Source organism: Streptomyces longhuiensis, assembly GCF_020616555.1.
GTDB classification, from domain to species: domain Bacteria; phylum Actinomycetota; class Actinomycetes; order Streptomycetales; family Streptomycetaceae; genus Streptomyces; species Streptomyces longhuiensis.
Window position 1 is genome coordinate 257,229 of the sequence record NZ_CP085173.1, and the last position, 12,505, is coordinate 269,733.

Genomic DNA, 12,505 nt, shown 5'->3' on the forward strand with positions numbered 1-12,505 from the left:
ACAATCACCAACAACCGAAGAGGGTTCATCCAAAGCAGCAATTGATCAGATGCGGGGCACGCGCGTCAGCAACCCGGTGATCACGGCGACATGCTTGCATGTGGTTAACCACAGCGCCAACGACATGACAGGCTCCCGGGCGTGTGCCCGGGAGCCTGTCATGTCTTCCGTACCGCTCCGCGTTTCCGTTCGACCGGTCAGACGGGCCGGTACTGTCCTAGCTCCGCTCCCGAGGAGGTCAGGTCCACGATCTGCTCGCAGGTGACGAACTCGACGTCCCGCGAGGCGACTTCGTCGAGCCAGTGCTCCAGGGCGAGGAGGCGGTGGCCACGGCCGATCACCTCGGGGTGCATGGTGACGGTCAGGACACCGTCCTCGAAGTCCCGCACCATGTAGTCCAGGTCCGCCGTCCAGTTGGCGAACATCTCGGCCGGGTTGCGCAGCCCGGGCATGAGGCCGGACGGGGTCCGCAGGAACTCCAGGTACGGGAAGTCGTCCAGGCTCCAGGCGACCGGGATTTCCAGCAGACCGGCGGGTTCGCCCCAGCGGACCCCCGAATTGTCCAGGGAGTCCGGCGTGCGGCAGGGGTAGGGGGCGTAGTCGTGGCCCATCAGGCTGCTGTCGTAGGCCAGCCCGTGCTCGACGAGCAGGTCGACCGAGGCGTCGGACAGGTCCCAGGCCGGGGCCCGGAAGCCGCGCGGCAAGGTGCCGGTGACCTCCTTCAGGGCGTCCAACGACCGCTGGAGCACAGCGCGTTCCTCGGCCGGCTCCAGTGCGGCGACGTTCTCGTGGGCGTGGCCGTGCACCGCCACCTCGTGGCCCCGCTCCATGAGTTTGCGCGTGAGCTCGGGGTACGTGAGGGCGGTGTGCCCAGGTACGAACCAGGTCGCGGTGATGCCCCGGGTCTCCAGGATGTGCAGCAGCCGGGGTACGGCGACGGCCGCGAACTCCCCACGGGAGCGCGGGGTCGCGGTCAGCATGCCCCGGGCCATCCAGGAGGAGAGGGCGTCGAAGTCGAAGGTGACGCAGACGTATCCGCGCCGCGAGGTCGACGAATCCACCTGACCGGTAATGGCGTTACGGCTCGTCGGGGTAGTCGGAGTCGTCATCGTTGTTCTCCTCCGTTCAGCTCAGCGGCAGCGCGGCGTTGCCGGTGCCCGCGCCGCCGTCCACGGACAGCGACGCTCCGGTGATCCACTCGGCGTCCGGACCGCACAGGTAGGCGACCGCGCCCGCGATGTCCTCAGGGACACCCGCGCGAGGCCAGGGCTGTCCGCCGCGGATCGAGCGGACGTAGTCCGCGCCGAGCGGGTTCACCTCGCTGTCGACCTCGATGAAGCCTGGCGAGACCGCGTTGACATGGATGCGGTGCTCCGCCAGTTCCAGGGCGAACGCCTTGGTGAGCATGTCCAGACCGGCCTTGGACGTGCAGTAGTGGGCGGCACCGCGGCGGGCCCGGGCGGACGCGCCGGAGCTGATGTTGACGATGTGGCCGCCCGTACCGGCGTCGACCACACGCCGCGCGAAGGCCCGCGACAGGGAGAAGACCGCGGACAGGTTGACCTCCATGACCTGGTCCCACTGGTCGTCGCGCATCTCCAGAAGCGGGGCGCTCGGGTAGAGACCGGCGGCGTTGACCAGGATGTCCAGGCCGCCGAACACCTCCCAGGCGCGGTCGACGAAGTCGGGCAGCGAGGCGCGGTCGGTGAGGTCGACCTCCAGGGCGGCGAATGGCCCGGTGTTCTCCGCGACGAGGGGGGCGAGGCGGTCGGCGCGGAGGTCTGCGAGAACCACCTGGACGCCTTCCTTGCTCAGCCGCCTCGCGATGGCTGCCCCGATGCCTCCGGCCGCTCCGGTGACGAGCGCGATCCTCGGCTGTTTCCGCTCGGGGGTGCTCACAGTTCTCCTTCTGTCCCACGCACCGTGTCGTGGGTTCCGTCGTAATGGGTCAGGCCGTCGAATCCGGCCCGCAAATCGCTGTACCGGTCGGCGGCGGTCCGCTCGTCCGGTTCCGCCGCCGTACGCCGCTCGCGCCGCGCGAGGACGTCGTGCGCCCCGGCGGCGCCGTCGACCAGCAGGTCGATGACGCACCAGGTCATCAGCACGGCCGGTTCCAGCGCGGCGAGGACGTGGTCGGTCACCGCGTAGTCGACGCTGTGCGCGTCACCGGTGGCGCCCGCGGTGAAGGGGTGCAGCACCGGCATCACCGCGCCGAGGTCCCCCATGTCGGTGGAGGCTCCGAGATGCCTGCCGGCGGCCACGGCGCCCGGGCCGAAGAGCGCGGTCCCGTTGGTCCGGGCCACCTCCACCAGGGCCGGGTCCTGGTGGTGCGGAAGGTAGTTCAGGGTGGTTTCGGTGGTTGCCCGGGCGCCCAGCGCCACCGCACCCGCCCGTGCGGCACGGTCGACGGTGGCGCAGGCGCCGCGCAGGGCGTCCAGGGTGCGCGCCCGGATCACGACTTCGAGTTCGGCGCGATCCGGTACGGCGGTGGGCGCGTCGCCCCCGTGCAGTAGTACGGCGTTGACGCGTACCGCGTCCTCGTCGCGGAAGGTGTCCCGCTGGGCGTCGATCGCGCTGATCGCCAGCGTCGCCGCCTTCAGGGCGTTCACCCCGTGCCAGGGGGACGAACCGGCGTGGCTGGCCCGGCCGGTGAAGACGATCCGCTTCACCACCGAGCCGTTGTGGCTGTCCCCGACGCTGAGGCGGGTGGGCTGCCCCGACGTGTGGCAGAGCATCGCCATGTCCACATCGTCGAAAGCACCCCGAGCGAGCAGGTCGGCCTTGCCGACCAGGTGCTTCAGGTCACCGGCCCGTACCCGCTCGCGCCTCCATTCCAGCTCCACGCTCTCCTCGGCCGGCACCGCGAGGAGCGCCACGTCCCCGTCCAGGTGCTGCCGGACGGCGGCCAGGCCGACCGCCGCGCCGATCATCGACGCCACCTGGGCGTGGTGGCCGCAGGCGTGGGCGGCACCGGTCTCCGGGTCGGCGAGCGGGTGCCGGGGCATCACCAGTGCATCCAGTTCACCGAGCACGGCGACGGTGGGCCCCGGCGTGCGCCCGGACATGCGCGCCTTCACCCCGGTGAGGGAGAGGCCGCTCTCGAAGGGGAGCCCGAGCTCCGTGAACCACCCGGCCACCGTCGCAGCGGCCCGGTGCTCACGGAATCCGGTCTCCGGGTGGCGCTGCAGGTCCTCGCTCAGGTCCAGCAGCCGTTCCCGGCAGGCCTCGATCGCCGTGCGCGCCCGCTCCTTGAGCCTTGCGGCCGGTGCGGGGCCAGGGGCGGGAACACTCATGCGGCGCTCACCACGACGGCCGGTGCGGGCTTCTTCTCCGCCAGGTCCAGGTGACGGCCGAGGCCGGCCCGGAAGGCCTCCGGGGTCTGCGGGGTGACCAGCGCGCCGACGATCGCCAGGACACAGCCGACGCCGAGGAAGGAGAAGGCCACACCGTAGGAGAAGTGCTCGGCCAGGAAGCCCATGATGAACGGGGAGATGGCTCCGGCCAGCTGACCGCCGAAGTTCACCATGCCGCCGCCGACACCCGCGTACTCGGGCGGCAGCATGCGCAGCGGCAGACCGAAGATCTGCATGTAGGCGAGGTACATCACGAGGGTTCCGCAGGTCTCCCAGGCGATGAACTCGGTCGCCGACCCGGCGCGCACCATCATCACCAGCAGACCGGCCGTGACCAGCATGACGGGGATGACCACGCGCCGGTGGTTGCCCTGCAGGAAGCGGTCGAAGAGGTAGCCGCCGACCATCATGCTGATCGCCGCGGCGACCCACGGGACGCCGGACATCAGGCCGACGCCGGTGAGCGAGACGTGCTTGTTCTCGCGCAGGTAGGACGGCACCCAGGAGACCAGGCCCCAGCCGATGATGTTGAAGCCGCAGAACATCAGGGTGAAGCGCCACATCATCGAGGACTTGAGCAGGCCCATCGCCTGCCGCAGCGACACCTGGGCGACCGGCTCCGGGGCCGCCTTGTTCCCGGACGCGGCGGCCAGCTCCTCGGTCGTCAGCGGCTTGGGCATCCCCCTCCACAGCACGAACACGATCATCAGGCCGAGGATGGACACCGCCCAGAATGCCCCGCGCCAGCCGAAGGCGACGATGAGCGGCGCGGCGACGATGGGGGCGATCGCTGAGCCCAGCGGGTTGGACGCGGACATGATGCCGTTGGCGGTCAGCCGCTGCTCCGGGGTGGTGCGCTCGCTCAGCGCCTTGATGGACGCGGCCGGGTACATGCCCTGGAAGATGCCGAAGACGGCACGGATCGCGATCATCGACGTCAGACCCACGGCCAGCCCGCTGGCGGCCGTGAAGATCGTCCAGCCGCCGGCGGCCAGCAGCATGGTGCGGCGGGCCCCCTTGGTGTCGGCGAGGATGCCGCCGGGGATCTGCATCAGTGCGTAGGTGATGAAGAAGGCGGTAAGGATCAGTCCCTGCATCGTCGTGCCGAGGCCGAACTCGTCACCGATGTCCGGCAGGGCCAGGGTGATCACCAGCCGGTCGATGTAATCGATCAGCCAGGTCATGAAAAGCACGGCAACGGCGGCCACAGCCACCCGCTTGGCTGAGCGTGCCCGGGAGCTCTTGCCCTCTGTCATCTTCCACCTCCACGCAGATTCCGGTCGTTCACAACCCGGTCTCCGGGTCGTGGTCAGCAGTGTGCAAACCCGGCGTACCCCCACGGTTTGTGGAGGGCGAAGAGATTTTCGGTGTTTCCTCGTGTTCGACAACAAGTACGTCCGGTCCGTGGGCGAAGAGTTGCACGGCGGCGTTCAACCGCTCGTAAGGATCGCCCAGATCGAGCCCCGTCAGCTCCCGGATGCGACCCATCCGGTAACGCAGGGTGTTGGTGTGGACGTTCAGCTCCCGCGAGGCCGCCGCGGTGTCCCCGAAGGCGTCCAGGTACGCCGCCAGGGTCTCGGTGTACGCGGTGCCGCGCCGCTGATCGTGCGCGCGCAGCCGGTGCACGGGACCGTCCTGGAGCCGCCGGTCGGCGGTGACGGCCTCGCCCAACAGCAGCAGGTTGGCCGTGCCGCGTACGTCCTCCAGGCAGGCGCTGCGGACCTCGCCACGCCTGGCCAGGGCCCGTACCACCAGCTCCGCCTCCATCCGGCTGGCGGGCAGCTCCCCCAGGTGGGACACGCAGGGCCCGATCCCGATACGCGGCCGGGCCCCGACGGCCTCCGCGACGGCGGCGCCGACCCCGTCCGCCGCCCGCCGCATCCCATCCCGGTCGGCCGGACCCACCAAGGCAAGGACGACCCGGGAGGGCCCGGTGGTGGCCAGCGCGCGCCACCGGTAGCCGGCGAGATGGCGCAGCGCCTCCTCGCGAGCCCGGTACAGGTCGGCGGCGCCGAGGCGGGCGTCGCGCGAGGACAGGTCCGCGATCATCACGGAGACCGGCGTGCCGGGTTCAACAACCAGATGGGACGCGGCCAGGCGCGGGTCGACGTCCCCGAGCAGGGCCCGGCCGAACAGTTCCTCGTCCAGCCGGCGCCGGGCCACCTCTTCCTGGTCGAGGCCGAGCAGCACACCGACAGCGACCGTCGCGGCTTCCGCGAGCAACGCGGTGGCGTTCCCGGCCAGCGGTTCGGCGCCCTCGGCCACCCAGATCGAGCCGAGGTTCTCCGTCCCGGCGCGCACCGCCGCCGCGAGCCTGCGTCCCGCGCCCATCTCGGGCACGGCCGCCACGTCGACCACCTCGGAGCCGGACCAAAGACGCCGGTAGACACCGAGTTCGACCAGCCGGGCCCGGTACCCGACCGGGCCGTGCTGGTCGAGCACGGCCGCCCGGCGCATCTCGTCGTCCCCGGGGCCCAAGCGGGAGGCGGCGAGCAGTTCCTGACCGGGCGTGAAGACCATCACCGAGCCGTTGACGAGCCGGGAAAGGGAGTTGGCGAGGCTCACCAGGTCGTGCCGGCGGCCGAACATCGCGGCCCGCCCGGTCCCGGGGCCCATGCGTACGGCCAGCAGTGCGCGCAGCCGTCCAATCAGGTCGGTCCAGTCCTGGTCGGCCGCCAAGGCCAGGACCGCCACCCCGTGCTCCGTACCGAGAGCGCCCGCGTCGCGCAGCCCGGTACCGTCCCCGCCGTTCTTGACGATCACGGCGCTCGCACCGCTCCCGGCCGCCGCGCGGATCAGTTCCCGCGCCTCGCCACCGGTCCCGATGCCCAGCAGCAGCGCCCCGGGCCGGGCCGGTCCGCTGCGGCCCGGCCCGGCCGGGCCCTCGTGCACGGCCAGCGTGCGGACGGGTACTCCCAGACCGTGCGGAGCGGCCCACATGGCGACGGTTCCGGGGCCCAGGCAGTCCACCACGGTGGCCAGGGTCACAGGGGCGTCGGCACCCGTCTGCCCGGCAGCGCCGCAGTTCTCCGGGTTGTGGTCAGACACGGCCGATCAGCTCCAAAACTTGGGGGGTCGCACAAACCATCGCATGCCGCGGCGGGGCAATCATGCAGAGGCGTATCCCCACGGAAGCCGCGCCAAAGGAGTCCCGCCGTGCCCGCACCCCATGCCCTCGATCCGCGTGATCTGCTCCACCGGCTCACCGCCGACACCCCGTCTATGATCGCGGATCTGGAACGGCTGGTGGCCGCCGAGTCGCCGTCCTCGGACGGGGATGCCCTGAGTGCGTGCCGTGACGTCCTGGCCGAGATCGGCACCCGTCTCCTTGGCACCGCCCCCTCGGTCCTGCCGGACGACCCCACCGACGGGCGCCCCGGCGGGCTGCTGTGGCGCCTGGGCCCGGCCGACGCGCGACCCGTACTGCTGGTGGGGCACTTCGACACGGTGTGGCCGCGCAATACACTGCAGCGCCGCCCGTTCCGGGTGGACGGCGCCCGGGCGACGGGCCCCGGCGTCTTCGACATGAAGGCCGGCCTGATCCAGGGCCTGTACGGGGTGGCTCGGCTGCGCGAGATGTCTGGCGAGGACCCCGCCGTCGCGTTCCTGGTGACCGCCGACGAGGAGATCGGCTCCCCGGCCGGCGGCCGCGTCGTGACCGAGTGGGCGCGCAAGTCCCGTGCGGCGCTGGTGCTGGAGGGCGCGGCGGACGACGGCGCGCTGAAGCACGCCCGCAAGGGCTGGTCGTTCTACGACATCCGCGTCGAGGGTGTCGCCGCGCACGCGGGCCTGGAGCCCGGCAAGGGCCGCAACGCCCTGACCGACCTCGCCCGGATCGTCGTCGCGCTGGAGTCCCTCGCCGCGGACGACGACCGGATCACCGTCACACCGACGATGGCTCACGCGGGCACGACACAGAACACCGTTCCCGACCGCGCGTACGTCACCGTCGACGTCCGCGTCCCCGATGTCGTGGCCCAGAAAGAGATCGACGCCGAGCTGCGCCGTCTCGTGGCCGAAACGGCGCAGCTCCCGTACGAGATCACGGGCGGCCCCAACCGCCCGCCCCTGGAGGAGGCCTCAGCCACGGACCTGCTGGAGACGGCCCGTGTCTGCGCCGACGACCTGGGCCTGGACTGGCCCGGCTCGGCGGCGGTGGGCGGCATCTCCGACGGCAACCTGTGCGCGGCGGCGGGCACCCCCACCCTGGACGGCCTCGGCGCCGTGGGCGGCGGACCGCACGCTGAGCACGAGTGGGTCGACGTGAGCCGCATGGCGGAGCGGGCGGCCCTGGTCGGGCGGCTGGTGGGGAGCCTGCCGCAGGAGTGAGCCCTGGACGGGTTCGGGTTATGAGTCCACTCGGCCTCGTTCACACAGATCTCCGCTCCTCTCCACTTTTCCTCTCCTGTGCAGGTCAGAGCCTTGAGATGCCTTCGCATGTTCGCACCAGTTCGCAGGGTTCCTTGAAGGTCCGGGCAACATCCGGGCAACGACCTGACACCTAGGCACTTTTTCTTGGATCTCCTGACGTGAGTGGGGAGTTGGGGTCAGGCTGGCGGTATGGGTCGCGGGGATCTGACAAACGCGGAATGGGATCGGCTGGAGTCGTTCTTACCTCGTGGTGGTACTCGTGGGGGCAGGTGGAGCGATCACCGTCGGGTGATCAACGGGGTCCTCTATCGAGTGCGGACGGGTGTGCAGTGGCGGGACCTGCCAGAGCGGTTCGGGCCGTGGGAGACCGTCTATAAACGACATCGCCGCTGGTCAGCTGATGGAACGTGGCAGATGCTGCTGTCGAAAGTCCAGGCTGCCGAGGACCAAGCAGGCCGGATCGACTGGGATGTGTCGGTGGACTCAACAGCGGTGCCCGGTGAAATGCCCGCCGTACACGAGTCCGTCGCGTGGACGTGGCGGGTGGCGCCGAGCCTGATGGATCACGTCCACGGCGGCGTATCCGCCGCGTACCCACCATGGGGGACCACGCCGCCCGTGGCCGACACTGCGGCAGACTTCGCCGTCCAATTCGTTGACGCCGTATTGAAGATCGAGCCGCCCCGCCACACGCATGTGTGCGTCACCGCCGGACTGTCCCACCGACTCCTCGTACTCAGCGTGGCTCTCGCCCTCGGCCCCGACGACACCGCGGCCGGTATCACCGTGGGGCGGCCGCCCCCGCCCGGCATGCGCCCGTCGCCGGTCTACGAGGGCTGCTATCGGCTCCCCTGCAGCTGGCGCACGTCCAGGCAACGCAGCCGGACACCGGGCTGCCCGGATCCGGTGTCGTATGGTCTGATTTCACGTCCGCCCACTGTCCACAACGGATCTCGCTGAACCCGGCGGTGCCGGTACGGCCGAAAGATCTGAACCAATACCGGGAATCAGGCCGCGACGAGCTCCCGCTCGTGGTCCGGCGTCTTGGCCTTGGGCTTCTTGTTCGGCAGCGAGAGCCGGAAGACCTTGCGCCACGCGGAGAACACCTGCTTGGGCAGCGGCCCGGTAACGTACTCCAGCTCGTACTTTTCGAACAGCGCGCGCACCTTGACCGCGACCTCGGCGTACCGGTTGCTCGGCAGGTCCGGGAACAGGTGGTGCTCGATCTGGTGCGACAGGTTGCCGGTCATGAAGTGCATGGCCCTGCTGCCGCTGATGTTCGCCGAGCCCATCATCTGGCGCAGGTACCACTGGCCGCGCGTCTCGCCCTTGATCGACCGGCGCTCGAAGACCTGCACGCCCTCGGGGAAGTGCCCACACATGATCACTGAGTGGGACCAGATGTTGCGGACCAGGTTCGCGGTGAACGTGGCGGCGAGCGTGGGGAGGAACGACGGGCCCGACAGCAGCGGGTGGATCACGTAGTCCTTGAGCACCTGCTTGCGGATCTTGCGGCCCACGGCCTTGGCCCGCGCGCAGAACTCCGGGTTCTTGCGGCGGTGCTTGTGCAGGTTCTTGCCGAGCTCCAGGTCGTACGCCGCGATGCCGTACTCGAAGAAGCAGGCGTTGATGAAGTTCCACAACGGCTGGCCGAGGTGGAACGGGTGCCACTTCTGGTCCTCGTCGACGCGCATGATGCCGTAGCCGAGGTCGTTGTCTTTGCCGATCACGTTGGTGTACGTGTGGTGCAGCTCGTTGTGCGAGTGCTTCCATTGCTCGGACGGCGAGACGTGATCCCACTCCCAGGTGGTGGAGTGAATCTTCGGGTCTCGCATCCAGTCCCACTGGCCGTGCAGGACGTTGTGGCCGATCTCCATGTTGTCCATGATCTTCGCGACGGACAGACCGGCGGTGCCGAGCAGCCACGCGGGCGGGAAGATCGAGAACAGCAACACGGCCCTGCTGACCAGCTCGAGCTTGCGCTGCGCCGAGATGACCTTACGGATGTAGGCGGCGTCTTTCTCGCCGCGGCTGGCGATCACCTCGTCGCGGATCGCGTCCAACTCGCGGCCAAGCTCCTCGATCTGCACGGCGGTCAGGTGGGCGGTGGGGTCGATGGCGGTCAAGGTGTTCCTACCGTTCGATGTCGCAGGGGCCCGCCGCGGCGGACACGCAGGTCTGGATGAGGACGTCCGGCTCAGCCTCGGTGATCTCGCCGGTGCGCAGGTCGCGGACGGCGCCCGCCTTGAGCGGCGTGATGCAGCCGAAGCAGATGCCCATGCGGCACCCGGAGGGCATGAGCACGCCGGCCTCCTCGCCGATGTCCAGCAACGGCGTGGCGCCGTCCGCGTCGACGGTCTTTCCGGTGGCGCTGAACGTGACCTCGCCTCCGTCGCCGGCGACGACGATGCTGGGGCGGAAGCGTTCGGTGTGCAGGCGCTCTTGTACGGCGTGCTCGGTCCAGTGCTCTTCGGCGGCGTCGAGCAGGCCCGCGGGCCCGCAAGCCCAGGTCTCGCGCTCGGCCCAGTCGGGCACGAGTTCGTCGAGACGGGCGATGTCGAGCATGCCGTCTGTGTCGGTGTGCACCTCGGTGAGCCGCAGCTTCTTGTCCGCGACCAGGTCGTGCAGTTCGTTGCGGAAGATCACGTCTTGCGGCTGTGGCGCGCAGTGGACCATGACGACGTCGTCGAACTCGATGTCGCGCAGCATGCCCATCACGGGCGTGATGCCGCTGCCGGCCGTCAGGTAGAGCACCTTGGCGGGCTTGGCCTGCGGCAGCACGAAGTCACCGGTCGGCTGGTCGAGCTGGATCAGCGTGCCCGGTTTGGCCCTGCGGACCAGGTGGTTGCTGACCCTGCCGTCCGGGATCGCCTTCACGGTGATCGTGACGCGGCCGTCCTGGCGGTTTGTCGGCGAGGTGATGGAGTAGGCACGCCACAGGCGCACCCCGTCGACATCGACCCCGATCCGCACGTACTGACCGGCTGTGTGGCCGCGCCAGCCCCGTCCCGGCCTGATCACGATGGTCGCGGCGTCTCCCGTCTCGGGGTGCACGGCCTCGATGCGCCCACGCAGGTCAGCGCCCGCACGCAGCGGGCTGACCAGGTCGAGGTAGTCCGACGGCAGCAGCGGCGTCGTGACCATCTCCAGTAGTTTCCACGCCCTGCTGCGGAGGGCTGCACTCGTCATGGCTTCAGCTTGATGCGCCTCAAGGCGTAAAGTCCTGACCGCAGGATGTGAATCTGGTCGGCTTAATTGTTCGCAGGGAACAGAAACGTGAGCTATGCAGTCCGCAGGGCCAGCGAACTGGCCCTGGATGAGACGACGGTCACCGCACTTCGGGCCGCGCTGAAGACCACCGCCGACGAGGTCGTCCAGGCGATCATCGACGAGGTCCCTCCCTACGCCAACGCTCTTTCGGGCCGCATGGGCGGCACCATCCGCCGAGCCGTCCGCACGGCTTTGGGGCACTACCTGGACCTCGCGAGCGGGAACGCCACGGGCGGCGACGCCGGTGACGCAGCCTACGAGCTGGGCCGCGGCGAGGTGCGCGACGGCCGTTCGATGGACGCCCTGCTCAGCGCCTACCGCGTCGGCGCCCGCGTGGCCTGGCGATGCCTGGCAGCAGGTGCCGTACCCGCAGGTCTGCCCGCCGCCGAGGTCGCCAAGTTCGCCGAGCTGACCTTCGCCTACATCGACGAGCTCTCCGCCGCGAGCGCCGCGGGCCACGCCGACGAACTGGCCGCCCGGGGCAGGGCCCACGAGCTCCACCTGGAACACCTGGCCCGCGACCTCCTCGCCGGCGCGAGCCCGGACGCGCTGCTGGCCTCTGTTCAACGGGCCGGGTGGCAGCCTCCGGTTTCGCTGACCGCGGTCCTGCTGCCCGCCGCCCAGGCCCGGCCTGCCTACCGCACGCTCGACCCGAGCACCCTCGTCCTCGACGATCTGCCGGACGCCACCGGTGTGCTGCTCGTCCCCGATGCCGACCGCTCACATCTCTTGAGGCAGCTGACCGACCGCACCGCCGTGGTCGGCCCGGCCCGGCCCTGGACTCGTGCGTCCGCCTCGTTCGCACGAGCCGTACGCGCGCGCTCCCTTTCCTCTGATATTCGCGACACCGAGGACCACCTGCCCGAGCTGGTGCTGAGCGCCGACGTGGACGCGTTCGCAGACCTGCGTGCCCGAGCCCTCGCACCGTTGCGGACCTTGCCTGACGCGACCGCACGGCGGCTGGAGGAGACGTTGCGGGAGTGGCTACTGCACCAGGGCAGACGGGACGAGGTGGCGGCGGCGCTGTTCGTCCATCCCCAGACAGTCCGATACCGGATGTCGCAGCTGCGGGAGCTGTTTCCGGATCTCGCATCGCCACACCAGGTCCTTGAACTGACGCTGGCGGTCGGTCTTCGGGTCGGCTGACGTGTACTTCGACCGTCCACGACCGCGTCCGCGAGCGGTCCAGGAATCGCGCCTCGTTCTCGGTGCCATCAGCTGGCTCATGCGGCCGCGGGGAAGAGCGGTAATAGCCAGCTGAGACCGGGGGTTGATGTGAAACCAGACAAGGCCTCGGGAAGCCCGTCGGGAGCGCTGTCTCTGAGAAGCGGGGTGGCGAATACGGCTCGACTGGATCCGGTGGACGACGCGCACCGGCCTCGTCGACGCGCTCATCGAGCATCTGGTCGATGATCTGGGCAGCTATGCCCTGAAAACGGCTTTCAACGTCGTCGTGGCGAGCGCTGTCATGGCACGAGCTGACCCCAGGGGCGCGCGGCGGGTTGCAGCTG

At 70.0% G+C, this 12,505-nt stretch carries 9 protein-coding genes and 1 pseudogene; 3 read left to right on the forward strand and 7 right to left on the reverse strand.

Features of this window, described 5'->3' with window-relative positions:
* Positions 1–197: 197 nt before the first annotated feature.
* From LGI35_RS01320 to LGI35_RS01340, 5 genes are all read right to left on the reverse strand, one after another.
* Positions 198–1,109 (reverse strand): polysaccharide deacetylase family protein, encoded by a 912-nt coding sequence (locus LGI35_RS01320; protein WP_227291740.1) that lies wholly within the window; start codon positions 1,107–1,109, stop codon positions 198–200.
* 16 nt (positions 1,110–1,125) lie between these two features.
* A complete protein-coding gene (locus LGI35_RS01325) occupies positions 1,126–1,899 on the reverse strand; it encodes an SDR family NAD(P)-dependent oxidoreductase (RefSeq protein WP_227291741.1) in 774 nt (257 codons plus the stop codon).
* Entirely contained in the window at positions 1,896–3,293 is a 1,398-nt protein-coding gene (locus tag LGI35_RS01330; protein WP_227291742.1) for an amidohydrolase, read from the reverse strand. The genes LGI35_RS01325 and LGI35_RS01330 overlap by 4 nt, the downstream gene beginning before the upstream one ends.
* Positions 3,290–4,537 (reverse strand): MFS transporter, encoded by a 1,248-nt coding sequence (locus LGI35_RS01335; protein ID WP_264484653.1) that lies wholly within the window; start codon positions 4,535–4,537, stop codon positions 3,290–3,292. Before LGI35_RS01335 ends, LGI35_RS01330 begins: the two co-directional genes overlap by 4 nt.
* Positions 4,538–4,637: 100 nt before the next feature.
* Positions 4,638–6,401 (reverse strand): PucR family transcriptional regulator, encoded by a 1,764-nt coding sequence (locus LGI35_RS01340; protein ID WP_227291744.1) that lies wholly within the window; start codon positions 6,399–6,401, stop codon positions 4,638–4,640.
* Between the two features lie 108 nt (positions 6,402–6,509).
* On the opposite strand from LGI35_RS01340, the gene LGI35_RS01345 reads away from it, so the two are divergent.
* Positions 6,510–7,682 carry a M20/M25/M40 family metallo-hydrolase gene (locus tag LGI35_RS01345; protein WP_227291745.1) on the forward strand — a complete coding sequence of 391 codons (1,173 nt, stop codon included), beginning with the start codon at positions 6,510–6,512 and terminating at the stop codon, positions 7,680–7,682.
* A 231-nt stretch (positions 7,683–7,913) separates the two neighbouring features.
* Positions 7,914–8,213: pseudogene (locus LGI35_RS01350) on the forward strand (IS5 family transposase); the annotation flags it as partial.
* A 518-nt stretch (positions 8,214–8,731) separates the two neighbouring features.
* On the opposite strand, the gene LGI35_RS01355 reads toward LGI35_RS01350, so the two are convergent.
* Positions 8,732–9,850, reverse strand: a complete 1,119-nt coding sequence (locus LGI35_RS01355) for a fatty acid desaturase family protein (RefSeq protein ID WP_227291746.1) — start codon at positions 9,848–9,850, stop codon at positions 8,732–8,734.
* Between the two features lie 7 nt (positions 9,851–9,857).
* Positions 9,858–10,913, reverse strand: a complete 1,056-nt coding sequence (locus tag LGI35_RS01360; RefSeq protein ID WP_227291747.1) for a ferredoxin reductase — start codon at positions 10,911–10,913, stop codon at positions 9,858–9,860.
* Positions 10,914–11,000: 87 nt separating this feature from the next.
* On the opposite strand from LGI35_RS01360, the gene LGI35_RS01365 reads away from it, so the two are divergent.
* Entirely contained in the window at positions 11,001–12,140 is a 1,140-nt protein-coding gene (locus LGI35_RS01365) for a PucR family transcriptional regulator (RefSeq protein WP_227291748.1), read from the forward strand.
* The last annotated feature ends 365 nt before the right edge of the window (positions 12,141–12,505 follow it).

Bases quoted from the DNA above. Each gene is read 5' to 3' on its own strand.
- LGI35_RS01335 (WP_264484653.1), bottom strand. From the start codon at position 4,537: ATGACCTGGCTGATCGATTACATCGACCGGCTGGTGATCACCCTGGCC.
- LGI35_RS01360 (WP_227291747.1), bottom strand. From the start codon at position 10,913: ATGACGAGTGCAGCCCTCCGCAGCAGGGCGTGGAAACTACTGGAGATG.
- LGI35_RS01330 (WP_227291742.1), bottom strand. From the start codon at position 3,293: ATGAGTGTTCCCGCCCCTGGCCCCGCACCGGCCGCAAGGCTCAAGGAG.
- LGI35_RS01320 (WP_227291740.1), bottom strand. From the start codon at position 1,109: ATGACGACTCCGACTACCCCGACGAGCCGTAACGCCATTACCGGTCAG.